The sequence below is a fragment of the Citrobacter sp. BIDMC107 genome (assembly GCF_001037575.1).
In the GTDB taxonomy this organism is placed as follows: domain Bacteria; phylum Pseudomonadota; class Gammaproteobacteria; order Enterobacterales; family Enterobacteriaceae; genus Citrobacter; species Citrobacter freundii.
Genome location: NZ_KQ089848.1, coordinates 1,296,346 through 1,322,065 on the forward strand (window position 1 = coordinate 1,296,346; position 25,720 = coordinate 1,322,065).

Annotated in this window: 24 protein-coding genes; 10 read left to right on the top strand and 14 right to left on the bottom strand. The window is 55.3% G+C overall.

All coding sequences use genetic code 11. The features are described from left to right. Positions 1 to 4: 4 nt before the first annotated feature. A complete protein-coding gene (gene fbpC, locus SK39_RS06135; RefSeq protein ID WP_003847645.1) occupies positions 5 to 1,051 on the top strand; it encodes a ferric ABC transporter ATP-binding protein in 1,047 nt (348 codons plus the stop codon). A gap of 108 nt (positions 1,052 to 1,159) precedes the next feature. On the opposite strand, the gene mmuM is transcribed toward fbpC, so the two are convergent. The 9 genes from mmuM to SK39_RS06180 form a co-directional block, all read right to left on the bottom strand. Further along, a complete protein-coding gene (mmuM, locus tag SK39_RS06140; RefSeq protein ID WP_048216773.1) occupies positions 1,160 to 2,092 on the bottom strand; it encodes a homocysteine S-methyltransferase in 933 nt (310 codons plus the stop codon). Beyond that, on the bottom strand, positions 2,079 to 3,482 hold the full coding sequence (gene mmuP / locus SK39_RS06145) for an S-methylmethionine permease (RefSeq protein WP_046669946.1): 1,404 nt from the start codon (positions 3,480 to 3,482) through the stop codon (positions 2,079 to 2,081). Before mmuP ends, mmuM begins: the two co-directional genes overlap by 14 nt. Before the next feature lie 274 nt (positions 3,483 to 3,756). Then, positions 3,757 to 4,971, bottom strand: coding sequence for a 3-(3-hydroxy-phenyl)propionate transporter MhpT (gene mhpT, locus SK39_RS06150; protein WP_008320943.1), 1,215 nt, complete (start codon positions 4,969 to 4,971; stop codon positions 3,757 to 3,759). Between the two features lie 68 nt (positions 4,972 to 5,039). Then, complete coding sequence (mhpE, locus tag SK39_RS06155; protein WP_003021379.1) at positions 5,040 to 6,053, bottom strand: 4-hydroxy-2-oxovalerate aldolase; 1,014 nt, start codon at positions 6,051 to 6,053, stop codon at positions 5,040 to 5,042. Next, positions 6,050 to 7,000: an acetaldehyde dehydrogenase gene (mhpF, locus tag SK39_RS06160; RefSeq protein WP_003838629.1), complete on the bottom strand. Its 951-nt coding sequence runs from the start codon at positions 6,998 to 7,000 to the stop codon at positions 6,050 to 6,052. The genes mhpE and mhpF overlap by 4 nt, the downstream gene beginning before the upstream one ends. After that, positions 6,997 to 7,806: a 2-keto-4-pentenoate hydratase gene (gene mhpD, locus SK39_RS06165; protein ID WP_048216774.1), complete on the bottom strand. Its 810-nt coding sequence runs from the start codon at positions 7,804 to 7,806 to the stop codon at positions 6,997 to 6,999. The genes mhpF and mhpD overlap by 4 nt, the downstream gene beginning before the upstream one ends. A gap of 9 nt (positions 7,807 to 7,815) precedes the next feature. Beyond that, a complete protein-coding gene (mhpC, locus tag SK39_RS06170; RefSeq protein ID WP_016149676.1) occupies positions 7,816 to 8,682 on the bottom strand; it encodes a 2-hydroxy-6-oxonona-2,4-dienedioate hydrolase in 867 nt (288 codons plus the stop codon). Between the two features lie 28 nt (positions 8,683 to 8,710). Next, positions 8,711 to 9,655, bottom strand: coding sequence for a 2,3-dihydroxyphenylpropionate/2,3-dihydroxicinnamic acid 1,2-dioxygenase (mhpB, locus tag SK39_RS06175; protein WP_048216775.1), 945 nt, complete (start codon positions 9,653 to 9,655; stop codon positions 8,711 to 8,713). Between the two features lies 1 nt (position 9,656). After that, on the bottom strand, positions 9,657 to 11,321 hold the full coding sequence (locus SK39_RS06180; RefSeq protein ID WP_048216776.1) for a bifunctional 3-(3-hydroxy-phenyl)propionate/3-hydroxycinnamic acid hydroxylase: 1,665 nt from the start codon (positions 11,319 to 11,321) through the stop codon (positions 9,657 to 9,659). A gap of 191 nt (positions 11,322 to 11,512) precedes the next feature. Between SK39_RS06180 and SK39_RS06185 the strand changes: the two genes are divergently transcribed. The 3 genes from SK39_RS06185 (at position 11,513) to SK39_RS06195 (ending at position 13,307) form a co-directional block, all read left to right on the top strand. Then, entirely contained in the window at positions 11,513 to 12,325 is an 813-nt protein-coding gene (locus SK39_RS06185; RefSeq protein ID WP_003838640.1) for a DNA-binding transcriptional regulator, read from the top strand. A 135-nt stretch (positions 12,326 to 12,460) separates the two neighbouring features. Next, a complete protein-coding gene (locus SK39_RS06190) occupies positions 12,461 to 12,766 on the top strand; it encodes a putative quinol monooxygenase (RefSeq protein ID WP_003838643.1) in 306 nt (101 codons plus the stop codon). A gap of 19 nt (positions 12,767 to 12,785) precedes the next feature. After that, a complete protein-coding gene (locus SK39_RS06195; protein ID WP_003838645.1) occupies positions 12,786 to 13,307 on the top strand; it encodes a hypothetical protein in 522 nt (173 codons plus the stop codon). Positions 13,308 to 13,389: 82 nt separating this feature from the next. Here the strand turns inward: SK39_RS06195 and SK39_RS06200 are convergent, their stop codons facing one another. The 3 genes from SK39_RS06200 to SK39_RS06210 form a co-directional block, all read right to left on the bottom strand. Beyond that, positions 13,390 to 13,821, bottom strand: a complete 432-nt coding sequence (locus tag SK39_RS06200; protein WP_003838647.1) for a hypothetical protein — start codon at positions 13,819 to 13,821, stop codon at positions 13,390 to 13,392. Positions 13,822 to 14,058: 237 nt separating this feature from the next. After that, positions 14,059 to 14,535: a cold-shock protein gene (locus SK39_RS06205; protein WP_003838649.1), complete on the bottom strand. Its 477-nt coding sequence runs from the start codon at positions 14,533 to 14,535 to the stop codon at positions 14,059 to 14,061. 86 nt (positions 14,536 to 14,621) lie between these two features. Continuing rightward, positions 14,622 to 14,867, bottom strand: coding sequence for a YmjA family protein (locus tag SK39_RS06210; protein WP_003021350.1), 246 nt, complete (start codon positions 14,865 to 14,867; stop codon positions 14,622 to 14,624). 377 nt (positions 14,868 to 15,244) lie between these two features. On the opposite strand from SK39_RS06210, the gene SK39_RS06215 reads away from it, so the two are divergent. Together SK39_RS06215 and SK39_RS06220 are read left to right on the top strand one after the other, a co-directional pair. Then, entirely contained in the window at positions 15,245 to 16,021 is a 777-nt protein-coding gene (locus tag SK39_RS06215) for an MBL fold metallo-hydrolase (RefSeq protein ID WP_048216777.1), read from the top strand. An 18-nt stretch (positions 16,022 to 16,039) separates the two neighbouring features. Continuing rightward, on the top strand, positions 16,040 to 16,990 hold the full coding sequence (locus SK39_RS06220) for a GlxA family transcriptional regulator (protein WP_046669795.1): 951 nt from the start codon (positions 16,040 to 16,042) through the stop codon (positions 16,988 to 16,990). On the opposite strand, the gene SK39_RS06225 is transcribed toward SK39_RS06220, so the two are convergent. Continuing rightward, positions 16,987 to 17,649: a class I SAM-dependent DNA methyltransferase gene (locus SK39_RS06225; RefSeq protein ID WP_048216778.1), complete on the bottom strand. Its 663-nt coding sequence runs from the start codon at positions 17,647 to 17,649 to the stop codon at positions 16,987 to 16,989. The genes SK39_RS06220 and SK39_RS06225 overlap by 4 nt on opposite strands. Positions 17,650 to 17,759: 110 nt before the next feature. On the opposite strand from SK39_RS06225, the gene SK39_RS06230 reads away from it, so the two are divergent. The 4 genes from SK39_RS06230 (at position 17,760) to SK39_RS06245 (ending at position 23,779) form a co-directional block, all read left to right on the top strand. Then, on the top strand, positions 17,760 to 18,842 hold the full coding sequence (locus SK39_RS06230; protein ID WP_046669794.1) for a LacI family DNA-binding transcriptional regulator: 1,083 nt from the start codon (positions 17,760 to 17,762) through the stop codon (positions 18,840 to 18,842). 121 nt (positions 18,843 to 18,963) lie between these two features. Continuing rightward, positions 18,964 to 22,047: a beta-galactosidase gene (locus SK39_RS06235; RefSeq protein ID WP_048216779.1), complete on the top strand. Its 3,084-nt coding sequence runs from the start codon at positions 18,964 to 18,966 to the stop codon at positions 22,045 to 22,047. 51 nt (positions 22,048 to 22,098) lie between these two features. After that, on the top strand, positions 22,099 to 23,352 hold the full coding sequence (locus SK39_RS06240; protein WP_048216780.1) for an MFS transporter: 1,254 nt from the start codon (positions 22,099 to 22,101) through the stop codon (positions 23,350 to 23,352). A 154-nt stretch (positions 23,353 to 23,506) separates the two neighbouring features. Then, positions 23,507 to 23,779: a YceK/YidQ family lipoprotein gene (locus SK39_RS06245; RefSeq protein ID WP_003838662.1), complete on the top strand. Its 273-nt coding sequence runs from the start codon at positions 23,507 to 23,509 to the stop codon at positions 23,777 to 23,779. A 44-nt stretch (positions 23,780 to 23,823) separates the two neighbouring features. Here the strand turns inward: SK39_RS06245 and prpE are convergent, their stop codons facing one another. Beyond that, positions 23,824 to 25,710, bottom strand: a complete 1,887-nt coding sequence (gene prpE, locus SK39_RS06250) for a propionate--CoA ligase (RefSeq protein ID WP_048216781.1) — start codon at positions 25,708 to 25,710, stop codon at positions 23,824 to 23,826. Between the last annotated feature and the right edge of the window lie 10 nt (positions 25,711 to 25,720).

The window sequence follows — 25,720 nt, forward strand, 5'->3', positions numbered from 1 at the left end:
CACTATGACTCAGAAAAATTTCGTTGAACTGCGCAACGTCACCAAACGATTTGGCAGTAATACGGTAATCGACAATATCAACCTCACCATCCCGCAGGGGCAAATGGTGACGCTGCTCGGCCCGTCCGGTTGCGGTAAAACCACCATTTTGCGCCTGGTCGCCGGGCTGGAAAAACCGAGCGAAGGGCAGATTTTCATTGATGGCGAAGACGTCACCCATCGCTCAATTCAGCAGCGTGATATCTGTATGGTGTTTCAGTCCTATGCCCTGTTCCCGCATATGTCGCTGGGAGAGAACGTTGGTTACGGCCTGAAGATGCTCGGCGTGTCCCGCGCTGAAGTGAAAGCCCGTGTCAAAGAAGCACTGGCGATGGTCGATCTGGAAGGATTCGAAGAGCGCTATGTTGATCAGATCTCCGGCGGTCAGCAGCAGCGCGTAGCGCTGGCCCGCGCGTTGATCCTCAAGCCGAAAGTGCTGCTGTTTGATGAGCCGTTGAGTAACCTCGACGCCAACCTGCGTCGCAGCATGCGCGACAAGATCCGCGAACTGCAAAAGCAGTTTGATATCACCTCGCTGTACGTCACCCACGATCAAAGCGAAGCCTTTGCGGTTTCCGATACCGTGCTGGTGATGAACAAGGGACACATCATGCAGATCGGTTCACCGCAGGATCTTTACCGCCAGCCCGCCTCGCGCTTTATGGCAAGTTTTATGGGTGACGCCAACCTGTTCCCGGCCACCTTCGGTGACCAATACGTTGATATCTACGGCTACCACCTGCCGCGCCCGCTGCACTTTGATACGCAAGGCGAAGGCATGGTCGGCGTGCGCCCGGAAGCGATCACGCTTAGCGATCGCGGCGAAGAGAGTCAGCGCTGCGTGATCCGCCACGTGGCCTATATGGGCCCCCAGTATGAAGTCACGGTGGAATGGCACGGGCAGGAGATCTTATTGCAGGTCAACGCTACGCGTTTACAGCCGGACGTCGGCGAGCAGTATTATCTCGAAATCCATCCGTACGGCATGTTTGTTCTGGCGGATGCGGCATAACGTTTTGTGGCTTTGTAGGCCGGATAAGGCGCTTATGCCACCATCCGGCAATGCCTGATGCGCTGCGCTTATCAGGCCTACAGTGAACGATGTAGGCCCGATAAACTCTCAGCTTCGCGCTTTTAGCGCGGCAATATCTTTCGGCGTGGTGCGACAGCACCCGCCAATCAACCGTGCGCCAGCGGCCTGCCACTGCGGCAGATAATCCGCCAGATGCGCACAATGCTCACCGTGATGATGCCAGGTTTTGCTCACGGCATCATACTGCTCGCCCGAGTTCGGATACACCACCAGCGGCAGCGCCGTTAAACCGTGTAAATGCTGCAACGCAGCGGTGGTGTTTTCCAGCGCAATGCAGTTAATACCTAGCGCCACCACCTGCGGATAATCCGCCAGCAACGCAACCACGTCACGCAGCGGCGTACCGTCGCTCAGGTGCTCGCTGTCGCGCAGGGTAAATGAGAACCACGCCCGCGCACGCGGATATGCAGTCAATAACTCAGCCAGCGCGCTAATTTCGGCAAAATTTGGCAGGGTTTCACAGGCCAGAAGATCGGCCCCGGCATCCAGCAAGGCTTCCACGCGCGGGCGGTGAAACGCCTGAAACTCTTCAGCGCTACGTTGGTAATCACCACGGTATTCAGAACCATCCGCCAGATACGCACCGTAAGGCCCGACCGATCCTGCTACCAGCAGCGTGCCCGCCTGCGGGTTCTCTGCCAGATACGCTTCGCGGGCTTTACGCGCCAGCTCCACGCTTTTGCCAATCAGCACTTTCGACTGCGCTTCATCCAGATCTCGCGCGGCAAAGCCCGCCGGCGTCGCCTGATAGCTGGCGGTGATCGCACATTGCGCCCCCGCCCGGTAGTAATCGAGATGGACTTCGCGGATAAGCTCCGGATTTTCGACCAGCACTTTGGCTGACCACAGACTATCGGCTAAGTTACAGCCACGCGCTTCCAGCTCCGTCGCCATCGCACCATCGAGCAGCAGGAAATCCTGTTTATCGAGGATGGCGCTTAACGGATTATTCTGCGACATGTTCGGGCTCCTGTTTGGTTTTACGCGGTTGAGTAAGGAAATAAGCACCATAACACACTGCCACAAACGGTAACCCGCACCACAGCGCAATTCTCTGCGCTGGATCGAATGCCAGCCCGACACAAGCCACCAGGCACAGCACAAATCCCAGTACCGGCACCAGCGGATACCACGGCGCGCGATAATGCAATTCACTCAATGCCTTACCCTGCTGCAGATGACGGCGGCGAAAGACGAAGTGTGAAGCGCAAATGCTCAGCCACACCGCCACCACCGCAAACCCGGAGATTGCCGACAGCGCGACAAATACCGTATCCGGGGCCACCACGCTGGAAAACAGCGCCAGTACACCACCGAGCATACTGACCGACAGCGCCGTCAGCGGCACGCCGTTTTTCGTTACTCGCGCAAAACAGGCCGGTAGCGTACGTTCATTCGACAGCGACCACAGCATGCGCCCGGAGGCATACAGCCCGGAGTTCGCCGCGGATAGAATAGCCGTCAGGATCACGAAGTTAAAAATATCGGCGGCGTAAGGAATACCCACCTTCTCAAACACCAGCACAAACGGGCTTTTCTCCACGCCCGCCTGCTGCATCGGGATCAGCGCCGCCAGCACAAACACGGTGCCGATAAAGAAAATAATCAGTCGCGCGATAGTGGTACGAATCGCTACCGGAATGACCTTGCGCGGGTTTTCTGTTTCTCCGGCGGCAATGCCGATAAGCTCGGTTCCCGAAAAAGCAAAATTCACCGCCACCATCGTCATCAGGATCGGTAAGCCACCGTGTGGGAACCAGCCTTCCGCCGTGATATTACTCAGTCCAGGCGCGGGTGAGCCATCCTGCATCGGGATAAAACCAAAAATCGCCGCCCCGCCGAGGATGATAAAGGCGATGATAGTGACCACTTTTACCAGCGAGAACCAGAACTCCCCTTCGGCAAAAAAGCGCGTGGAGATGACGTTCAGACCAAAAATAATCGCGCAGAACACCACACACCAGACCCAAACCGGCACCTGTGGAAACCAGTACTGCATACAGAATCCGGCGGCGGTAAAGCTCGACCCCAGCGCCACAGTCCAGGTCAGCCAGTAGAGCCAGGCTACGGTATATCCCGTTGCGGGGCCGAGATAACGCGCAGCATAGACGTGAAACGCCCCAGTCTCCGGCATCGCGACCGAAAGCTCGCCCAGACACTGCATAACCAGCCAGACCACCAGCGCGCCAATCAGATAAGCCAGCAGCGTTCCCGCCGCCCCGGTAGTGGAGATGATGTACCCGGTATTGAAGAATAACCCTGTGCCAATCACGCCGCCTAAGGAGAGCATTATCAGGTGACGCGTTTTCATTGTGCGCTTCAGTGGCGCATTTTGTTGTGTTGTTTGCATATAACCTTCTAAACGTATGGACATCTAAACATCCAAAGAAGGTTTGTTATACCGCGTTTGTTAACAGAATGCAAAGTCAACCCTGCACCAGGCGCAAATGCCCGCGCCGGGCGCTTAATATCGGATGGGGATTAATAATCAAATACAAAAAGGGCCGCCAGCTCATAACGCCTCCGTTGCCAGGCTTTATGTAAACTCTGGCAACGTCCTCACCGGCTGGCGTTCACCCGGAAGTGGGAACCGTATCTCCCTGCTCATACTACCGAATGAGCGTTTAAGCACCGCTGGCAGGGATCGGCATCTGCGATTTGCGACTCATCAGAATAAATACCGCCAGCCCTGCCAGCAATATCCCCGGCGCAGAAGCCGCCATCACCCCTACCGTTCCGGTGCCGAGCGCTAACATTTTTCCTGCCAGCAACGGACCACTCATCGCGCCCAGACGCCCGACGGCGACAGCGGTACCAACGCCGGTGGCGCGGATCTGCGTGCTGTAAAACAACGGTGCCAGCGCATACAACACGCTTTGCCCACCGGTGGCAAACATCCCCGCCACAAATCCAGCCATCAACATGCCGCTCAATGACGATACCGTGCCCAGCGCCAGCAGTGATGCCAGCATCCCGGTGTAGATCAGCAGCGACATCACCACCGGACGCAGTTTGTCCATCAACGCCCCGAGAATTAACGTCCCGCTGGCCGCGCCGATTTGCAGAGCAAACATCACGCCTGCTGCCTGCGAGGGCTGAAAGCCCTGCTCGACCAGCAGCATCGGCAGCCAGTTGATCAGCATATACACCACCAGCAGGGTGAAGAAATAGCACAGCCACAGCAGCAGCGTGGCTGTCGCGGTGGTTGGCGCAAACAGAGCGCGCAGCGGCGCGGCAGCCACCTGCGTTTGTTGGGTATAAACCTGTGATTCCGGCAGCCAGCGCATTAACAGCGGAACCAGCAGCAGCGGGATCACCCCGCCGACCCAGAACACGGTTTGCCAGGCAGAGGCCAGACCGCTAAACCCGAGCGCTGCCGCCAGCGCCGCGCCAATCGGCACACCGCAGTACATCAGGCTCACCGCCGTACCACGAAAACGCGGGCCCGCCGCCTCAGAAGTCAGCGCGATCAGATTCGGCAACGCCGCACCCAACCCAACACCGGTCATCAGGCGAGCAAACACCAGCGATGAGAAATCCCAGGATATCGCTGTTGCCAGTGAGAACAGGCCGAACAGCGCCACGGAGGCAATAAGAATGCGTTTGCGGCCATAGCGATCGGCCAGCATGCCGCCCACCAGCGCGCCGGGCAGCAGCCCAAGAATGCCCGCGCTGAAGATCCAGCCCATCTGCATTTTATCCAATGCAAACGCATGGGCGATACCGACGGCAGCGATCCCGGCGGCCTGTAAATCCAGCCCTTCCATCAGGGCGACTAAAAAACACAGCCCGACGGTCAACGTCAGGCGGGATGAGGATGCGGGGGTACGGGTAGTCATAAGATGTACCTCTGAGGTCACGATGCAGGTGAATCGCGGCTGATACGTTGCCAGCCGCGTAATCATTTTTATTTTCTGTTACGCAGATCCAGCGCCACGTCGACGATCATATCTTCCTGGCCGCCCACCATCCGGCGTTTGCCCAGTTCCACCAGAATATCTACCGCGCTCAGGCCATAACGCGCCGCCGCCACTTCGCAGTGGCGCAGGAAGCTGGAGTACACGCCGGCATAGCCCAGCGCCAGCGTTTCGCGGTCCACCCGCACCGGGCGGTCCTGCAGCGGACGCACCAGATCGTCGGCGGCGTCCATCAGCGCATACAGATCGGTGCCGTGCTGCCAGCCAAGCTTATCCGCCGCGGCGATAAACACCTCCAGCGGCGCGTTGCCTGCGCCTGCGCCCATACCGGCCAGGCTGGCATCGATACGATCACAACCCTCTTCTACCGCAGCAATCGAGTTCGCCACGCCAAGGCTCAGGTTGTGGTGGGCGTGCATCCCGGTTTCTGTTTCCGGCTTCAGCACCGCTTTCAGGGCGCGGAAGCGGTCACGGATATCAGACATGTTCATCGCCCCGCCTGAATCGACCACATAGATACAGGTCGCACCGTAGTTTTCCATCAGTTTCGCCTGCTGTGCGAGGTTTTCCGGCGTGGTCATATGACTCATCATCAGAAAGCCGACGGTGTCCATGCCCAGTTCACGCGCATACTGAATATGCTGGGCCGACACGTCCGCTTCGGTGCAGTGGGTCGCCACGCGTACGACGCGCGCCCCAGCCTGATACGCATTTTTCAGGTCATGAATCGTGCCGATGCCCGGCAACAGCAGCGTGGCGATCTTGGCGTGCTTGACCACGTCCGCCGCCGCTTCAATCCACTCCAGGTCGCTGTGCGCGCCAAAGCCATAGTTAAAACTGGAACCCTGCAGACCGTCGCCGTGCGCCACTTCAATGGAATCCACCCTCGCGTCGTCCAGCGCTTTGGCAATCTGGCGCACGTTTTCCAGCGAATATTGATGACGAATGGCGTGCATGCCGTCGCGCAGGGTCACGTCAGAGATATAGAGTTTTTTACCGTTCATGCTGCTTCTCCTGCCTGACGAGTGAGTGACTGCGCCATTTTCTCAGCGGTCGCCAGCGCGCTGGAGGTCATAATGTCGAGGTTGCCCGCATAGGCAGGTAAATAGTGCGCCGCGCCTTCCACTTCCAGATACACCGCGGTTTTCAGCCCGGAGAACTGACCGATGCCCGGCAGATTGACCGGTTTATCCTGCGGGATGACTTCAAACTGGACACGCTGTTTCAGACGATAGCCCGGCACGTAAGCCTGCACCGCCGCCGCCATCTCATTAATCGATGCTTCAACTTCAACCTCAGAGGCCGCTTCGCTCAGCACATACACCGTGTCGCGCATCATCAGCGGCGGCTCGGCCGGGTTAAGGACGATAATCGCTTTACCTTTTGCCGCGCCGCCAACCACTTCAATCGCCTTCGAGGTGGTTTCGGTAAACTCATCGATATTAGCGCGCGTGCCAGGACCCGCAGATTTACTGGCGATCGAGGCGATAATTTCGGCGTAATGGACTTTTGCCACGCGAGAAACTGCCGCCACCATCGGGATAGTCGCCTGCCCGCCGCAGGTCACCATATTAACGTTCTGCTGATCAACGTTGGCCTCCAGATTCACCACAGGCACGCAGTACGGGCCGATTGCCGCGGGCGTCAGGTCGATCAGGCGGATCGCTGGTTTAACGGCGCGCAGCGCGGCGTCGTTCTTCACATGCGCGCCTGCGCTGGTGGCATCAAAAACAATGTCGATGTCGGCGAATTCCGGCATGGCGATAAGCCCTGTCACCCCTTCATGGGTGGTGGCAACGCCCATGCGTCGGGCACGCGCCAGACCATCAGAATCTGGATCGATACCGACCATCACCGCCATTTCCAGATGCTTCCCGTGACGCAGAATTTTTATCATCAAATCGGTACCGATGTTGCCGGAGCCGATAATGGCGACTTTACGCTTACTCATGACTGACTTCCTTTTGTAATCGCCGCAGAAAAGGTGGCGGCAACTGAACCAATACCGTCGATATGGGCCTCGAAACGATCGCCCGCATTCACCGCCACCATCGGGCCTAACGCGCCGGTGAGAATGATATCTCCGGCACGTAGCGGCTCGCCGAGGCTGGCCATTTTGCGCGCCAGCCAGACGGCGGCGTTGATCGGATGTCCCAGGCATTCGCTGCCGCGTCCGCTGGAAACCTCTTCGTTGTTGCGCGTCATTTTCATCGCGCAGTTTTTCAGATCTAATCCTGCCGGACGCTGTGCCGGGCCGCCGACCACATACACACCGCAGGAGGCGTTATCCGCCACGGTATCAACAAACTTGATTGACCAGTCACGGATACGGCTGCCGACCACTTCCAGCGCGGGCAGCACCCACTCGATGGCGTTATACAGCTCGTCAAAAGTAGTGTCGGCATTGGGCAGATCGCGGTTCAGCACCAGCGCGATTTCCGCTTCAATACGCGGTTGCAGCACGCGCTCAAACGCAATGGTGTCGTTATCGCCGTAGCACATGTCGGCAAACAGCGTACCGAAGTCCGGCTGATCGACGCCAAGCTGCTGCTGCACTTTCGGGTGTGTCAGCCCTACTTTGCGCCCGACCACGCGACGCCCGCGCGCCACTTCATACTGCACGTTGATGCGTTGAATGGCGTAGGCCGCTTCGCCGTTGTCCACACCAATCAATTCACGCAGTGGGGCGATAGCTTCCCCTTTTTCTTCAGCCTGACGTAAATCGGCGGCCAGCTGCTCAAGATTATGATTCGTCATGTCCGTTCCTTAAGGGCGTGCGAGGAAGTTCAGCACCAACTGGTTAAAGGCATCCGCATGCTCCCACTGCGCCCAGTGCCCGCAGTCGCGGTAGATATGCAGCTCAGAACCGGCAATTCCGGAGAGCAGGCGCAGACCGGCATCCATCGGCACAAAGCGGTCATTGCGTCCCCAGACAATCAGGGTCTGGGCTTTGATTTCACCCAGACGCGGGCTGAAATCCGGGAACTGTTTCGGGTTGGCCTCCAGACTCTGGACAAAGTTTTCCAGGTGATCGCGACGCGACAGCATGTTATTCAGGCGTGCCTCAAACAACGCCTCGGTCAGGTCGCTGGTGTCGAAGACAAAGATCTCCATCATCAGCTTCAGGTTCTCGATGGTCGGCTCGCGGTATAGCTGATTCAGGCGCTTGATACCTTCGGTCGGCATCGGGGTAAACAGACTCATGCCGCCCGTTCCGCCGCCCATTAGCACCAGTTTGCCCACGCGCTCCGGCCAGCTCAGGGTAAACGCCACAGCACTGTGACCGCCCATCGAGTTACCCAGCAGGTGGACTGTTTGAATATCCAATTGATCGACCACGCTTTTCAGGATGCGAGCGTTGAGATCAGATCGCGAACCGCGGTTAACGATCCCATCGCTTTTGCCCCAGCCAGGACAATCCAGCAGGATCACCCGGTATCCGGCCTGTACCAGCGGATCAATATTGCGGCTGAAGTTTGCCCAGCCCGTCGCGCCAGGACCGGAGCCGTGCAGCAGCACGACGGTCTCTTCGCCCTGTCCACAGTCATTGAAATGCACGCGTAGTGTTTCGCCTGCTTCCTGCACCTCCAGAAAACGACTGGTAGCGGCTTCGGTTTGCGGTTGGTAAGTCATGATGTTCTCCTGCATATTCAGTTCTGTTTCAGTTCTGTGTGGTAGCGCTCAGGGAGCCGAATCCGGCGATCCACTCCGGGATCGGGCGGTAATAACGGCCTTCACTACGCCAGCTACCAAAGGCAGAAATGGCGGCAAAGGCGGCAACCCAGGTTTTAACTTCGTGCGTTGATTTGCCCGCCATCACGGACAGCTCTTCGTTACTGACCGCGTCCAACTCCTGCAAACGCCCCTGCTCAAGCAGGCTCATAAAGCGGTTATCCCAGACAGGGTTCAGCGGATGCAGCGTGTTTTGATCGGCCACGAACTTCTCGGCGGCGCTGATCACCCGCTGCTGGCGCAGCTCGCGTTCGTTTTCAGGTAACTGTTTGCCGCTGCCGAGCAGGCGGTCACGCATATGGGCATCAGCCTTCGCCAGCTCCGGGACCGGCGGTTGATGCGATAGACCACCGGAGCCTAAAAACAGCACGCGCTTATTCAGCGAGCTGGCGAAACGGCCAATCGCTTCACCGAGCATGCGGGTACGCTGAAAGCCCGGCAGCGGCGTGGCGACGCCGTTAATAAACACCGGCAACACCGGCACCTTATCCAGACCGCCGAGCAAAAACTCCAGCGGCTGCGCGAAGCCGTGATCGACCTGCATGTTGTAGGACACGGCAAGATCGATGCCGCTTTTCATCACCGCGTGGGCGCAGGCTTCAGCGAGATCTGTCGGCACCGGCAGTTCCCCCGCCGCGCTGCCGAAATCGCCGATCGCCGTGGCTCCCACGCCTAAACAGAACGGCGGCATCACATCGTAAAAAAAACCGTTGTAGTGATCGGGGGCAAACAGCACTACAAGTTCCGGGTCGAACGCCGCAATACGCGCCCGGGCGCTGGCGATCACGCCGTTAACCTCGTCAAGCACAGCCTGAGCCGGGTCGACATAGCCCACCAGCGGCGAGTGGGAAAGACAGTGAAGATAAGCGTGCATATCAGGCAACCTTTTCAACAGGAATATCGGCAGTAGCGCGGGTAAGTGTCATCACCGACGCCAGTTTATTCAGGGTGCTGCCCAGGGTTTGCGGAATGGCGATGGCGGCCACGAAGCGGTCCGGGCGCATTACCACCAGCGCGGCGTTGTGCTGGGCAAACCACGCGCGCAGGCGGTTTTGCGTATCACCAATGCGGGTAACGCCGTCGTGGTTATCCTGATCGGTATGTATCTGCGTATCCGGCACGACCTGGATAAAACGCGTCCCCAGCGCCTGCCACTGTTGGATCTGCGACTCGCTCATGCCCCATAGCGGGTTACAGCCCCAGCCAATCACCGCGAAATTCGGTCCAATAACGTTGTCGAGCAGCGTCACTTCGCCCGATTCCAGCGTCACCTTCGGCTGGATAAACATCTTGCCGACCGGAGACGTTCTCGCGTCACCCTCACGCACCAGTGCTCCAACATGGTATTGCGGCATCGGCTTAAAGCGCATTTCGAGGAAGTAGCGTTTGACCGGCGGAAAATAATTCAGCAGCCAGGAAACCCCGTCGCGCACCGCGCCGTGCCAGCGTTTTGGCGGCGCCAGCACGTTGCCAGCGGTCACGGAGAGATCGATCATCGCTTTGGCGTGGTCGCGGCGTTCCTGCTGGTAGGTATCCAGCAGCTCATCACCGGCTTTGCCCTTAATGACCAGCGCCAGTTTCCACGCCAGATTGAAAGCATCGCGCATGCCGCTGTTGTAACCCTGCCCCTGCCAGACCGGCATAATGTGCGCCGCATCGCCCGCCAGCAGCACGCGGTCAATGCGAAAACGTTCGGCCAGACGGGCGTTATGGGTATACACGCGCTGGCGGATCAGCTCGACGTTGTCCGGGTTCGGCAGCACTTTGCTCAAGAGCTGACGCATATTCTGCGGTTCACTGAGCTGCGCTTCGGTTTCCCCCGGCATCACCATAAATTCGAAACGGCGCACTGCATGCGGCAGCGCAGCGGAGACATACGGGCGCACCGGATCGCAGCACAGATACACATGCGGTGTGCTGAGCGGATCGTTGGCAATATCCACCACAATCCACTGATTCGGCGCGGTTTTGCCTTCAAACGGCACATTCAGCGAGCGTCTGACGTTGCTGCCGCCGCCGTCGCATGCCACCAGCCACTGGGCCTTCACCGTTTCGCGCTGGCCGTCCGGAGCTTTCAGATTCAGCGTTACTTCACCGTTCTGTTGGCTAAAGGCTTCCAGTTCGCGGGAGAACAGGCAGCGCACGTTGGGAAAACGCGACAGCCCTTCCAACATCACCGCATCCACCTGTGGTTGAATAAACGCATTGCGGCGCGACCAGCCAAATTCGTCGGTCATCGGCTGGATATCAGCAAAGCAGCGGCCTTTCGGCGTGAGAAAGCGCATCGCGTGCCACGGCGTGGTGTGCGGCAAAACGCGCTCGACCAGCCCCACAGACTGCATGGTGCGCAACGCTTCATCGTCAATGCCGATGGCTCGGGGATAGTCGATCAGCGTGTCGAGCTTCTCCACCACCAGCACGTCAATGCCCATCTGGCCAAGATAGTTGGCCATCATTAGCCCCACCGGGCCGGCACCAGCAATCGCGACCTGAACGGTGTGCTGCACAGCGGGTTGGATATCCGGGTTTTTTGTTGTCATTTCAGAACCTCACGACTCGGACAAAACGCAATTGCGGACCCTGGTGAGGCGCAATTTGTTTTGTTAAAAATATGTGAATAATTTTTTGTTGTGCGGTCAGTATAGGAGTGAGTTTTTGCGCTACAATCAAAACATGCCTGGATGTGCACTAAGTGCACAACGTTGTTTTACCTGTAGATTTGTCAATGAATATGAAAAATGACGAGAGCACTGAGTACAAAACCGTACGCGGATTAACGCGCGGATTAATGTTATTAAATATGTTAAACCGGCTCGATGGTGGGGCCAGTGTTGGCTTACTTGCTGAGTTAAGCGGCCTGCATCGCACCACGGTCAGACGGCTGCTGGAAACCCTGCAGGATGAGGGTTATGTTCGGCGCAGCCTGTCCGATGACAGCTTTCGCTTAACCATTAAAGTCCGCCAGCTCAGCGAGGGATTTCGTGACGAGCAGTGGATTTCCGCACTCGCCGCCCCGCTGCTGGGGGATTTGCTGCGCGAGGTCATCTGGCCGACCGACGTTTCCACGCTGGATGTGGACGCGATGGTGGTACGTGAAACAACCCACCGCTTCAGCCGCCTGTCGTTTCACCGGGCGATGGTCGGGCGTCGTTTGCCATTGCTGAAAACCGCATCCGGCCTGACCTGGCTGGCATTCTGTCCTGAGAATGAACGTCAGGAACTGATTGAAATGCTGGCCTCCCGACCAGGAGAAGAGTTCCAGCTTGCGCGCGAACCGCTGAAGCTCAATGCCATTTTAACCCGGGCGCGAAAAGACGGTTTTGGCCAGAACTTTCGCGGCTGGGATCAGGAGGAGAAAATCGCTTCTATCGCTGTCCCCATCCGTAGCGAACAGCGGGTGATCGGCTGCCTGAATCTGGTGTATATGGCCAGCGCCATGACCATCGAACAGGCCGCGGAAAAGCATCTTCCGGCCTTACAAAAGGTGGCGAAACAGATAGAGGACGGCGTCGAGTCGCAGGAGATTTTGGTGGCCGGGAGGTGAGATGGATCACAGTTATGCGGATCATCTGATTGATAGCTGGGATGACTCACTCACCTGCCGATATAACATTGTGGTGTCTTGCCCAAATGATATCTACATTACATAGTGTGCATTGTTTATTTGCCAGGAGGCTGCGTGTTAAAGGTCATTGCCGAAGATTTCATCAAACCTGAGTTTATTGAAACCGTTCTCCCGTTGTATCGTGAGCTAATATCGGCAACGAAGAAAGAACCGCATTGTATTGCTTACGACCTCTATATTGATGAAAAAGATCCGGGTCATTTTATTTTTATCGAAGAATGGCCAAACCACGCGGCTCTCGATGAACATTGTGCCAGTGAGCATTTCCGACGACTTGTACCGTTAATTGATCAATACACACGACAGGAAGCACGTTACATATTGATGGATGGCGTGGTAAATCCAACGGTCACATCATAATTAAGAAATAGGATAGGTAATGAAGAAAGTACTTGGTTTACTATTAATTATGTTTTTAACAGGATGCTCCACACCAGGCAAACCAGCCTTTTACTACCCCTGGACACAGTACAAAACGGGCATCGATATTCAGCTGCCAAAAGATCCTAAATATAATGATGCTTTCCATGGGACTTTACGCCTCGACGACGATGGCGATTATGCAATGATCGTTATTTATAACGGCGGTAATGTGGTTACCCAATTCGGCTATGTCACGAAAAGCAATCTTGAAAACTGGATCACACTTTATTCTGGCTTCTTAAAATGGGATCCAAATGATTCAGGTGTAACAACAACGTTCACCATTCCTGATACAGGCTCAACGTTTAACAAAGAATACGATGTTGAGTATCGTGTTGTTCAGAGCAAAAAGCTCTTTGTCATTAATAAACATAGCTCCGGTACCTGGTTTATCGACTTCTCAGAGATATCGATGGACGAGGCAAATGTGCAGAAAGCACTGGATGTCTATGAAGGATTACGAGGCAAGCTTAAGTAGCCAGATGCTGAACCTGGTCTCTTGTAAAGAGGCCAGGGCCATATCAATAAAGAGTGGCGTCAATAGTCTCTCCTTCTGCTTTTCATAATCGCAACATCAATTTTAATTTTTTAATATTTTCATCATCCGGAACCTGGTGTATGTCAACACAGTAGCTCTCTTCATACTCTTCAATTATTCTTTGGGCCTCTCCTCTACGGTTTCGGCCATTCATCCATAACTCATCTCTGGCATCCTGACCTATTCTCATCATGTCATAAGAGCTAATATGCGGTGGTGAGCGGCCAAATATGGCCGTGACACCGTTTTTTTCGTAATTTTCTTGTGCCAGGGAATTACCTATCTCATTAACTGCCAAACCACACTTTAGTAATTTTTTAACTTTCGTTTCCTGACTATCACAACCCTGCAAAACAAACAAACCCGCTATAATGATCACTATTTTATATATTTTCATCTTTCGCCCGAAAAATTCATATAAACTCATTACGAAGTGATCAATTCCGACAGACATTTATGTCCTCATAATGAGGTAAGCATCAGACCTCGGTTTAGTCACTTTCGGGATAACTGTATCATCTGGAATGCTTACAAAACAATTCAATATAATCAAAAGCATTCTTATGCTGCTGCAAGTGTGATTAGGGTTGTCAAAGAAAGCTATTCTTATTTCAACCCATTCACACAATACTAAACCGAAACCCGCTCTGAAAAGAGCAGTGTTTCGGCATTCATTCACTCTGAATGGGCTTCAGACCTTAAGCAGTTTCACCGTCTCGTCAATGTCGATTTCATCTTCAGAGAAAATCAGCGTCGTGCCCTGGAAGGTGGTGATAGCCAGCTTTTTCAGCGTGCGCATTTCACCAGGCTTCACGTCTGATTTTGGTCGGATGCTGTTCATCAGCACGCCGACAGACAGCACTGCATTTTCTTTGTCGATACGGGTCTCGGCAGGGACTTCTTCGCTGTAGACCAGAAATGACTTGATCGAGGTGAGCTTCAGACGCTCGCCTGCGATATAGATGTACTTGCTGTCTGGTATGACTTTTACCGCGTAGGCAGACAAGCCTTTGTTATTGGTGGTGGGCTCAAAAGTCACCGCCGCGTCTTTCTTGATCAGCTCAGGATTAGCAACCTTAATCACATGAAAATAGCGATTGTCGCCGTTTTCATCTTTGATAAATCCAAAGCCTTTATCTTTAAACCACGTTGTGATTGTTCCGTTCATTGCTGTTTCCGCCTGATTAAACCTATTACTCGTAGAGTATACCTACTCAATTTGCGCGCAGTGTAAAACACAGGCCATACCTTTGGCTACTCGTTACCCCAACGATTGAGGAACTCCGCGATATCATCGATACGCTGAGCGTCGACACCGGCCACGGTTGCCATCTCCTGCTGCGCTTCTTCGCTGATCTCTTCGTTGTTCATCAAACGGGTAATCAACTGCTGGAAGTAGTGCGCCAGCGCGTCACGTTCTGTGTCGCTCACCGGCTTTGCGGCCTCGGTCGCGTACTCGTCGGCGATATCATAATATTTAAGCGGAATGTCGTTGTTCATCAGTTGCTCCGGGGGGATATGCGTGTGCCAGCAGTTGCCTGCCGCGTCTGATGTGAATGATAGCATTCTTATTTCATGGTTCGCGATCTGTTTTATTGGTCACTATGCATTACATATATCAATAATGTTTTCTGGCACCGCTTCGTATTTAATAAATTTTTCCGTATTTAAGTAACAGCACTCTTATTCATTTCGATATAATGGCAGCAAATTAAATAACGAGTCACAAAGGAAATATTAAATTACTTTAATTACATAATTGATATATGTAATCTGCTATTGGCCCAATCCCATCGCTAGTCGCCCATTTGCCCACATTCATCTTCTGGACAACACTCTACGATGACACCACTGATCCAACACGTGGAGCAAACATCATGAACATCACACAAATCCGTAACGCCACGCAGCACATCACCTTTGGCGGTAAAACTTTTCTGATTGATCCGATGCTGGCGGATAAAGGTACTTATCCGGGCTTTGCCGGAACGGCTCGCGCCGAGATCCGCAACCCGACCGTTGATCTGCCTGTCGATATCGACAGGCTGCTCAACGTTGATGCGCTGATCGTGACCCATCTGCATGAAGACCACTGGGATGAAGCAGCGGCTCGTGTCGTGCCGAAAGACAAACCGATTTATGTGCAAAACGATCGCGATGCGCAGGTACTGCGGGAACAAGGTTTCACGCAACTGACCGTACTGACGCAAAACACCGCGCTTGGTGATATCACCCTGCGTAAAACCGGCGGCCAGCACGGTTCGGATCGCGCTTACGCCATCCCGCAAATGGCTGAGCGTCTGGGTGATGCCTGCGGGGTTATCTTCCAGCATCCGGCGGAAAAAACGCTGTATCTGGTCGGGGACACCATCTGGCGCGACGAGGTGGAAACCAACATGCAGACTTTTCAACCAGGCGTGGTCATTCTGAACACAGGCTTTGCCCACGTTATCGGGTTTGGCCCAATTATCATGGGCGCGGAAGATGTGCTAAAAACCCACTTCGTACTACCTGAGGCACAAATTGTGGCGACCCACATGGAGGCGATTAACCACTGTCTGCTGACCCGCGCGGCCTTGAAAGAGTACACCCGCGACAACCAGATTGCGCAATTCGTTAACGTGCCGGAAGATGGCGAAACCCTGACGTTTTAAACTCCACAGAGGAATCGTATGCAACCGCTTAACGTCGCCATTGTCGCCGTGGAAGATTTCAGCCCGTTTCACTTCTCAGTGCCGTGCATTATTTTCAGTGACAAAGTGGCGGCGAAAAAGCGCTTTGAGGTGCAACTGTGCGCCGAACAGCCGGGCATCGTTTCCTCGCAGGATGGCTTCGCCATTACCGCAGCCTACGGCTATGAAGCAGTTGAGGCCGCCGACATTGTAGTGATCCCCTGGTGGGGCACCACGGCACATCGACCACCACAAAGACTGCTTGATGCGCTCAACTGCGCACGACAAAACGGCGCGCAAATTGTTGGGTTATGTCTGGGCGCGTTTGTTCTCGGCTATGCCGGTCTGCTGGATGGCAAACGGGCAGCTACGCACTGGGAGTTCGAGCAGGATTTTCAGGCGCGCTTTCCGGCGGCCCGTCTGGATATCAACGCGCTATACGTGGATGACGACGGTATTATTACCTCGGCAGGGACCGCCGCCGCGCTGGATTGCTGCCTGTACGTCATCCGCCAGCGTTTTGGCAGCACGGTGGCGAATCAGATTGCCCGACGGATGATTGTGCCGCCACATCGCGAGGGCGGCCAGGCACAGTTTATCGAACAACCGGTAGCGAAAAATACCCAGGATCAGCGCATCAACGCCCTGCTCGACTATTTGCGCCAGCATCTCCACGAACCGCATAATCTCGACGAGCTGGCGCAGCGAGTGATGATGAGCCGTCGTACCCTCACTCGTCATTTTATGAAGGCCACCGGGTCAAGCGTAGCCGAATGGTTGATTGCCGAGCGCCTGCGCCGTAGCCAGACGTTGCTGGAGTCCAGCCAGTTACCCGTTGAACGCATTGCAGAACAGGTTGGTTTTCAGTCGCCTGTCACCTGGCGTCAGCATTTTAAATCCCACTTTGGTGTTAGCCCGGCTGAATGGCGTAAAACCTTTCGCGGCGATTAGCCTCTTTTTTGCGCCAGCCAGACAGTGTGCCCAGCGCAGTGCGGATCTTCCATCACCATCTCGACCACCGCAAAGCCATGCGCTGACAGCAATGCGCGGTATTCGTCCGGCGCGAGGCTGGCGTGAAACAGCGGCTCACCCTCAAATTGCCCCATCGCGATGCCATTGTCCGTACCGCTGGTAAACATCAGCGCGCTGCCGGGATGGCTGAGGCGGTCAAAAATCGGGAACATCTTTTGCTGGTCCTGCTGAGTTAAATGGAAAAAACTGTCCCAGGCGATCAGACCATCGAAAGTCTCATTGAGTGCCAGTTCGCGCATATCCTGCTCCAGCCAGCGCTGTGCGGGAAAAGTGTTTCGGGCCCGCGCCAGCATCGCCGGAGAACCATCAACGCCGGTAAGCTGAAAACCTTGCTGGATAAAATAACCGGCAATCGGCTGACCGTTGCCGCAGCCAATATCCACAATGCTGCCCTGCCCGCCCATCTCGGAAATGAATTTATCGAGCCAGCTTTTCTCGAACAAGGTGCGCGAGCGCTGGCTGGCAAAGGCATCCGCATGACGTCGGTAGATGGACAGAATATTATTTGCCGCAGAGTCGCTCACAATATCCTCACTTTTTTCTTCTGTTAAGAAGAACGACGATAAATCCTCCAGCACACGATCCGCAACCCTGGAATGCGCCTCGCAGAACCTATGCGTAAATCCCCCAAAACCGTCCCGCTGTGGCATCATAGCGCGCAGATAACGTCATGACAGGGGTGATAAACGTGAAACCGGTAACGCTATACGATGTGGCAGACCATGCAGGTGTCTCTTACCAGACCGTCTCGCGCGTCGTTAATCAGGCCAGCCACGTTTCCGCAAAAACCCGACAAAAAGTTGAGGCCGCGATGGCGGAACTCAATTACATCCCTAACCGCGTCGCACAGCAGCTGGCTGGCAAACAAACGCCGCTGATTGGCGTCGTGACGGCGAACCTTGCCCTGCATGCCCCCTCACAAATCGTTGCCGCCATAAAATCCCGCGCCGACCAGTCCGGTGCCAGCGTGGTGATCGCCATGGTCGAGCGCAGCGGCGTTGAGGCATGTAAAGCCGCGGTCCACAACCTGCTTTCTCAGCGCGTAACCGGACTTATCATCAACTATCCGCTGGATGAAGAAGACGCCATTGCCGTGGCCGCCGCCTGCGGTACGGTGCCGGTGCTGTTTCTCGATGTCTCTGACCTGACGCCAATTAACAGCGTGATTTTCTCGCATGACGACGGCGCGCGCCTCGGCGTTGAACATCTGGTGCAGTACGGACATCAGCGTATCGCCCTGCTGAGCGGGCCGCACACTTCCGTTTCGGCAAGGCTTCGCCGTGCGGGCTGGCACAAGTATCTGGCACATTACCAGCTACAACCCGTTGTGGAGCTGGAAGGCGACTGGAGTGCGATGTCTGGTTTTCAGCAAACGATGCATATGCTGAATAACGGTAACCTCCCTACCGCCATGCTGGTCGCTAACGATCAAATGGCGCTGGGCGCGATGCGCGCAATCAGCGAGTTCGGTCTGCAGGTGGCGGTAGATATCTCGGTGATTGGCTACGATGATACCGAAGACAGCGCCTGCTACATTCCACCGCTGACCACCATCAGGCAGGATTTTCCGTTATTGGGTGAAACCAGCGTCGACAGGCTGCTGCAACTTCCCCGTGGCGAATCAACCGTGGGCAACCAACTGCTGCCCGTCACCCTGGTTAAGCGCAAAACGGTTCTGCCACCCAATACGCAAACTATCTCTCCCCAGGCGCTGGCCGATTCATTGATCCAGCTCGCGCGGCAAGCTTCTCAGCTCGCCCCCAAATTGTGAACGCACAACAATTGTGTGAGTGAGTTCACTCATTGAACGCCCCAGCCTTTACAGTTGGGATCGCTTATCCGTATCTTGATTGAAATTGTGAGCGAATAACAAATTCAAACAGGATACCGTTATGAACCTGAACACAGATTCACTCTCCGCTGTTCTGGCCCGCCGTGACTGGGAAAATCCCGGCGTCACGCAGCTCAACCGCCTGGAGGCGCATCCACCGTTCTGTAGCTGGCGTTCAGCAGATGACGCACGTACGAATCAGCGTTCAAGTCAGTTACGCTCGCTTAATGGCCAGTGGCAATTTGCCTGGTTTGCCGCGCCGGAGGCTGTGCCGGAAAGCTGGCTGACAAGCGATCTGCCACAAGCTGATACTGTCAACGTCCCCTCGAACTGGCAGATGAACGGTTACGATGCGCCAATTTATACCAACGTCACCTACCCAATCCCGGTTAACCCTCCGTACGTTCCGGCACAGAACCCGACGGGATGTTACTCGCTCACATTTCATATTGACGATGCCTGGTTAGATGAGGGTCAGACGCGCATTATTTTTGACGGCGTGAACTCCGCATTTCATTTGTGGTGCAACGGCCGCTGGGTCGGCTACGGACAGGACAGCCGCCTGCCATCTGAATTCGATCTTAGCGATTATCTGCAGCACGGCGAAAACCGTCTGGCGGTGATGGTGCTGCGCTGGAGCGATGGCAGCTATCTGGAAGACCAGGATATGTGGCGCATGAGCGGTATTTTTCGCGACGTATCTTTGCTGCATAAGCCCACAACGCAAATTCGCGACCTGCGCATTAATACCCGGTTTAACGACGACTTCAGCCGCGCCATGCTGGCAGTGGAAGTCAGAGTAGCGGGCAACGCGAGCGAAGATTTACGCGTAGCCCTGCAATTGTGGGAGGGAGAAACGCTCACAGCCGAAACGAATTCCCCACTCGGCAGTGAGATTATTGATGAACGCGGTGCTTATCATGACCGGGTGACTCTGTGTCTGAACGTCGAAAAACCGGCTCTGTGGAGTGCCGAAACGCCCAATCTGTACCGCGCCGTTGTGCAGCTGCGCACCGCGGACGGAGCGCTGATAGAAGCGGAGGCCTGTGACGTCGGCTTTCGTCAGGTTTGCATTGAAAACGGACTGCTGTTACTCAATGGTAAGCCGCTGTTGATTCGCGGTACCAACCGCCATGAGCACCATCCGATCAACGGCCAGGTGATGGATGAGGCGACGATGGTGCAAGACATCATCCTGATGAAGCAGAATAACTTCAACGCCGTGCGCTGCTCCCATTACCCGAACCATCCGTTGTGGTACACCCTGTGCGATCGCTACGGCTTGTATGTCGTCGACGAAGCCAACATTGAAACCCACGGCATGGTGCCGATGAATCGCCTCACCGACGATCCCGCATGGTTGCCTGCCATGAGCCAGCGCGTCACGCGCATGGTGCAGCGCGATCGCAACCATCCGAGCATTATCATCTGGTCTCTGGGCAATGAATCCGGCCATGGCGTCAATCACGACGCGCTCTACCGCTGGATAAAATCAGAAGACCCGTCACGCCCGGTACAATATGAAGGCGGCGGCGCAAATACCGCAGCGACCGATATTATTTGCCCGATGTACGCCCGCGTCGATCAAGATCAGCCCTTCCCCGCCGTCCCCAAATGGTCGATTAAAAAGTGGCTGTCGATGCCCGGCGAGCACCGTCCGCTGATCCTTTGCGAATACGCCCACGCCATGGGCAACAGTTTCGGTGGCTTTGCCAAATACTGGCAAGCGTTCCGTCAGTATCCGCGCCTGCAGGGCGGATTTGTCTGGGACTGGGTGGATCAGTCGCTGACCAAATATGATGAGAACGACAAAGCATGGTCAGCCTACGGTGGCGATTTTGGCGACACACCTAACGATCGTCAGTTTTGCATGAACGGGCTGGTGTTCGCCGATCGCACCCCACACCCGGCGTTATACGAGGCCAAACATGAACAGCAGTTTTTCCAGTTCACGTTACTGCCGGGCGCTGAACGCCAGATTGAAGTGACCAGCGAATATCTGTTCCGCCGCAGCGATAACGAAGTTCTGCACTGGTCTATTGCCCAGGACGGCAACCCGCTGGCCGCCGGAGAAATCGTTCTGGATATCGCTCCACAGGGTCGCCAGGTGATTACCCTGCCAGATGTCCCGATGCCGGAAACCGCAGGTCAGCTGTGGCTGACGGTGCGCGTCGAACAACCTCATGCAACCGCGTGGTCAGACGCCGGGCACATCAGCGCCTGGCAGCAATGGAAGCTTCAAGAGAAGCTCAGCCTGACGCAACTGCCGTCTGCCCACACCGCGCCACAGCTCAATGTAAGCGAAAACGTCTTTACCGTTGAGAACGACAACAAGCGCTGGCAATTCGACCGTCAGTCTGGCCTGCTGACACAGTACTGGATTGGCGATTCAGCCCAACTGTTAACTCCGCTTACTGACCAGTTCACCCGCGCCCCGCTGGACAACGACATCGGCGTGAGCGAGTCAACCCGCATCGACCCGAACGCCTGGGTCGAACGCTGGAAGGCCGCCGGTCACTATCAGGCTGAAGCAACGTTACTGCACTGTGCTGCCAATACGCTGAGCGATGCGGTACTGATCACCACTGAACATGCGTGGCAGTATCAGGGCGAAACGCTGTTCATCAGCCGAAAAAGCTACCGCATTGACGGCAAGGGTGAAATGCAGATAACGGTGGATGTCGACGTTGCCAGCGGTACGCCGCATCCGGCCCGCATCGGCCTTAGCTGCCAGTTAGTGCAGGTCGCAGAGCGAGTGAACTGGTTAGGTCTCGGTCCACATGAGAACTACCCGGACCGTCTGGGCGCCGCCTGTTTTGATCGCTGGGATCTGTCGCTTGATGAGATGTACACCCCGTATGTTTTCCCAAGTGAAAACGGTCTGCGCTGCGGCACGCGCGAACTGCACTACGGCGCGCACCAGTGGCGTGGGGACTTCCTGTTCAACATCAGCCGCTTTAGCCAGCAGCAACTGATGGCAACCAGCCACCGCCATTTGCTGCAACCTGAGGCGGGCACCTGGCTCAATATTGATGGCTTCCATATGGGCGTTGGCGGCGATGATTCGTGGAGCCCTTCCGTGTCGCCGGAATTTCTGCTGAGCGCCGGACGCTACCACTTCCAGTTCATCTGGGGCCAAAAATAATAATATAAGTTGGGCAGGCCCAAACCTGCCCGCATTTATAGGAAGTCTGTTATGTATTATTTAAAAAACACTAACTTTTGGATGTTCGGCTTTTTCTTCTTCTTTTACTTTTTTATTATGGGTGCGTATTTCCCCTTCTTCCCCATCTGGTTACACGAGGTAAACCATATCAGCAAAGGCGATACCGGCATCATCTTCGCCTGTATCTCACTGTTTTCTTTGTTATTCCAGCCAATTTTCGGACTGCTCTCCGACAAGCTTGGCCTGCGTAAACATCTGCTTTGGGTAATTACCGGCATGCTGGTAATGTTTGCCCCGTTCTTTATTTACGTTTTTGGTCCGTTATTACAAGTTAATATTTTACTGGGTTCAATTGTCGGTGGGATTTACCTTGGCTTTATTTACAATGCCGGCGCTCCGGCGATTGAAGCCTATATTGAAAAAGCCAGCCGCCGAAGCAACTTTGAGTTTGGTCGCGCGCGCATGTTTGGGTGCGTGGGCTGGGCGCTGTGCGCCTCGATTGCCGGCATTATGTTCACCATCAATAACCAATTTGTCTTTTGGTTAGGCTCCGGCTGCGCGGTCATTTTGGCATTGCTGCTGTTATTTTCAAAAACAGATGCCCCCTCTTCTGCAAAAGTCGCGGATGCGGTAGGCGCCAATAACTCGGCATTCAGCCTGAAGCTGGCGCTGGAGTTATTTAAACAACCAAAACTTTGGTTCCTTTCCCTGTACGTAGTTGGCGTTTCCTGTACTTACGATGTGTTTGACCAGCAGTTCGCCAACTTCTTTACCTCGTTCTTTGCCACCGGCGAACAGGGTACCCGCGTGTTTGGCTACGTCACGACGATGGGAGAATTACTCAACGCCTCAATCATGTTCTTTGCGCCGCTGATTGTGAATCGCATCGGCGGCAAGAACGCCCTGCTGCTGGCTGGTACGATCATGTCGGTAAGGATTATTGGCTCCTCATTCGCCACCACTGCGCTGGAAGTCGTTATTCTCAAAACGTTGCATATGTTTGAGATACCGTTCCTGATCGTCGGTTGCTTCAAATACATCACCAGTCAGTTTGAAGTGCGTTTCTCGGCGACGATTTATCTGGTGTGTTTCTGCTTCTTCAAACAGTTAGCAATGATTTTCATGTCAGTTCTGGCCGGAAAAATGTATGAAAGTATTGGTTTCCAGGGAGCTTATCTGGTGCTGGGGATCATTGCGCTGAGCTTCACGCTGATTTCCGTATTTATCCTAAGTGGGCCGGGGCCGTTTTCCCTGCTGCGTCGTCGCGAAAGCGTCGCGCTGTGAAAGCATCTTTGCCGGATGCACCACTCACGTGGTTTATCCGGCCTACAACGCGTCATCTTCACACGACCATCCTGACCTGGAGGTTTAAGTTCTGCGGGCAACAAACCGCTTTTTTACCGTTATGGTAAAACGGGGTGAGAAGCCAGGTCATAGCATGAGCAGAAAGACAATTGCGGTAACGGCGCTCTTTATCAGCGCACTACTTTCAGGATGTGGCAGCATTGATGCACGCACGGCAGGCGAGAATTCAGATACCTATTACGTGGGTATGCATCATGATATTGATAAACTAAAAAACCCAGGCGCTTACGATTATAACTATTTCGATTTAGCGCTGTTGTTTGTTGATGTGCCGTTATCGTTCGTGGCCGATACGGTTTATGCGCCGTTTGATTACTATCACGGGCCGTATAAGAAAGTGGATTAGAACGTAGGCCCGGTAAGCATTCCGCCACCGGGCATCACGCGATGTTACTCTTCGATCGCCTGACGGATTTGCTGTAACGACGCGGGATCGTCAATGGTCGTCAGATCGCCGGGATCGCGGCCTTCGCAGATCGCCTGGATCGTCCGTCTGAGCATTTTACCGGAACGTGTTTTCGGCAACTGCGACACAAACCAGACGTGTGCCGGACGGCCAAAGTTGCCAATCTGGCTGTCCACCAGCGCCATAATCGCCTTCTCTTCCGAATGTGCGATGTCGCGATCTTCAAGGCTGTCGCTCTGTTTCGGAATAACAAACGCGACCGCTACCTGCCCCTTCAGCGCGTCCTTCACGCCGACTACCGCCACTTCGGCAACGTTCGGATAGCTGGAAATACTCTCCTCGATCTCGCGCGTCCCCAACCGGTGTCCTGCCACGTTTATCACGTCATCCGTACGCCCCAGAATGAAGTAATAGCCGTCAGCGTCACGAATGCCCCAGTCAAAGGTGGCGTACACCTGGCGAGAAAACAGCGACCAGTAGGTATTCACAAACCGCGCATCATCCCCCCAGATAGTCTGGATACAGCCCGGCGGCAGCGGCCCTTCAATCACCAGCATACCCTTCTCATTCGCCGCACAAGGTTCACCGGTCACCTCATTGAGCAGTTGTACGTTGTAGCCGTACATCGGCACGCCGGGACTGCCCAGACGCGACGGCCTGTCGTCCAGCCCGCGGGCAATTGCCATAATCGGCCAGCCGGATTCGGTCTGCCAGTAGTTATCGATAACCGGGACGCCCAGCGTTTCTGTTACCCAACTGGCGGTTGGTTCGTCCAGCGGTTCCCCCGCCAGATACAACACCTCCAGCGAGGAGAGATCGTGATTACGGATTTGCGCGGTCGGGAATATCTTCAGCACGCGGATGGCGGTCGGGGCGGAGAACATCCGGCAGACCTGATACTTCTCAACAATTTTCCACCATACACCACAGTCCGGATACGTTGGCAGACCTTCGTAAACCACCGTCGCCATCCCCGCCAGCAGCGGGGCATACACGATATACGAATGCCCAACTACCCAGCCGATATCCGACGCGCAGAAGAACACGCCGCCCGCTTTACCGCCGAAAATGGTGTCCATCGAGGTCGCCAGCGCGACCGCATAGCCGCCAACGTCGCGCTGGACGCCTTTCGGTTTACCGGTTGTCCCGGAGGTATAGAGAATGCAGGATGTTTCGTTTGATTCCAGCCAGACAACTGGTACCCGCGCGCCGAGATGCTGTTGGCGCAGGGCGGCAAAGTCGAGGTCACGTCCCTCGACCCGCGCCATTTTCGCCAGACCGCGATCGACCAGCACCACATGACGCGGTCGGTGCTGCGCCTGTTCGATCGCATCATCGAGCAGCTTTTTATACGGCAGGATCTTGCCCCCGCGCGCCCCGGCATCCGCCGAGACGATAACCACCGGTCTGGCGTCGTCGATGCGCGCCGCCACGCTGTGCGAGGCGAAACCACCGAACACCACCGAATGAATTGCCCCAATGCGTGCGCAGGCCAGCAGCGTAATGTGCGCTTCGGCGATCATCGGCATATACACCAGCACCCGATCGCCACGCTGTACGCCCAGCGACAATAGCATCGCCGCCGCGACGTTCACTTCGTCATACAGCTGACGAAAGGTAAACGTGCGTTCTTCTTCAGTTTCTGATGACACAGCAATCAGCGCCAGCGCGTCAGGCTGTTTCTCCAGCCAGCGGTCGATGGCGTTATGGCACAGATTGGTCGTGCCGCCGCAAAACCAGCGGGCAAACGGCGGGTTGCTGTGGTCCAGTACCTGCGTATACGGCTGCTGCCAGTCAATACGCTGGGCCTGCTCGGCCCAGAACGACTCAGGTTGCGTTATGGAACGTTGATAAAACTCGCTATAAGACATAATGCTCTCC

Coding starts and splice junctions, on each gene's coding strand:
- SK39_RS06215 (WP_048216777.1), top strand. CDS start 15,245: ATGAACATCACACAAATCCGTAACGCCACGCAGCACATCACCTTTGGC.
- SK39_RS06235 (WP_048216779.1), top strand. CDS start 18,964: ATGAACCTGAACACAGATTCACTCTCCGCTGTTCTGGCCCGCCGTGAC.
- SK39_RS06220 (WP_046669795.1), top strand. CDS start 16,040: ATGCAACCGCTTAACGTCGCCATTGTCGCCGTGGAAGATTTCAGCCCG.
- SK39_RS06240 (WP_048216780.1), top strand. CDS start 22,099: ATGTATTATTTAAAAAACACTAACTTTTGGATGTTCGGCTTTTTCTTC.
- mhpC (WP_016149676.1), bottom strand. CDS start 8,682: ATGACTTACCAACCGCAAACCGAAGCCGCTACCAGTCGTTTTCTGGAG.
- fbpC (WP_003847645.1), top strand. CDS start 5: ATGACTCAGAAAAATTTCGTTGAACTGCGCAACGTCACCAAACGATTT.
- mhpD (WP_048216774.1), bottom strand. CDS start 7,806: ATGACGAATCATAATCTTGAGCAGCTGGCCGCCGATTTACGTCAGGCT.
- mhpF (WP_003838629.1), bottom strand. CDS start 7,000: ATGAGTAAGCGTAAAGTCGCCATTATCGGCTCCGGCAACATCGGTACC.
- mmuP (WP_046669946.1), bottom strand. CDS start 3,482: ATGCAAACAACACAACAAAATGCGCCACTGAAGCGCACAATGAAAACG.
- mhpT (WP_008320943.1), bottom strand. CDS start 4,971: ATGACTACCCGTACCCCCGCATCCTCATCCCGCCTGACGTTGACCGTC.
- SK39_RS06210 (WP_003021350.1), bottom strand. CDS start 14,867: ATGAACAACGACATTCCGCTTAAATATTATGATATCGCCGACGAGTAC.
- SK39_RS06200 (WP_003838647.1), bottom strand. CDS start 13,821: ATGTCTGTCGGAATTGATCACTTCGTAATGAGTTTATATGAATTTTTC.
- prpE (WP_048216781.1), bottom strand. CDS start 25,710: ATGTCTTATAGCGAGTTTTATCAACGTTCCATAACGCAACCTGAGTCG.
- mhpE (WP_003021379.1), bottom strand. CDS start 6,053: ATGAACGGTAAAAAACTCTATATCTCTGACGTGACCCTGCGCGACGGC.
- SK39_RS06195 (WP_003838645.1), top strand. CDS start 12,786: ATGAAGAAAGTACTTGGTTTACTATTAATTATGTTTTTAACAGGATGC.
- mmuM (WP_048216773.1), bottom strand. CDS start 2,092: ATGTCGCAGAATAATCCGTTAAGCGCCATCCTCGATAAACAGGATTTC.
- SK39_RS06180 (WP_048216776.1), bottom strand. CDS start 11,321: ATGACAACAAAAAACCCGGATATCCAACCCGCTGTGCAGCACACCGTT.
- SK39_RS06185 (WP_003838640.1), top strand. CDS start 11,513: ATGAAAAATGACGAGAGCACTGAGTACAAAACCGTACGCGGATTAACG.
- SK39_RS06245 (WP_003838662.1), top strand. CDS start 23,507: ATGAGCAGAAAGACAATTGCGGTAACGGCGCTCTTTATCAGCGCACTA.
- mhpB (WP_048216775.1), bottom strand. CDS start 9,655: ATGCACGCTTATCTTCACTGTCTTTCCCACTCGCCGCTGGTGGGCTAT.
- SK39_RS06205 (WP_003838649.1), bottom strand. CDS start 14,535: ATGAACGGAACAATCACAACGTGGTTTAAAGATAAAGGCTTTGGATTT.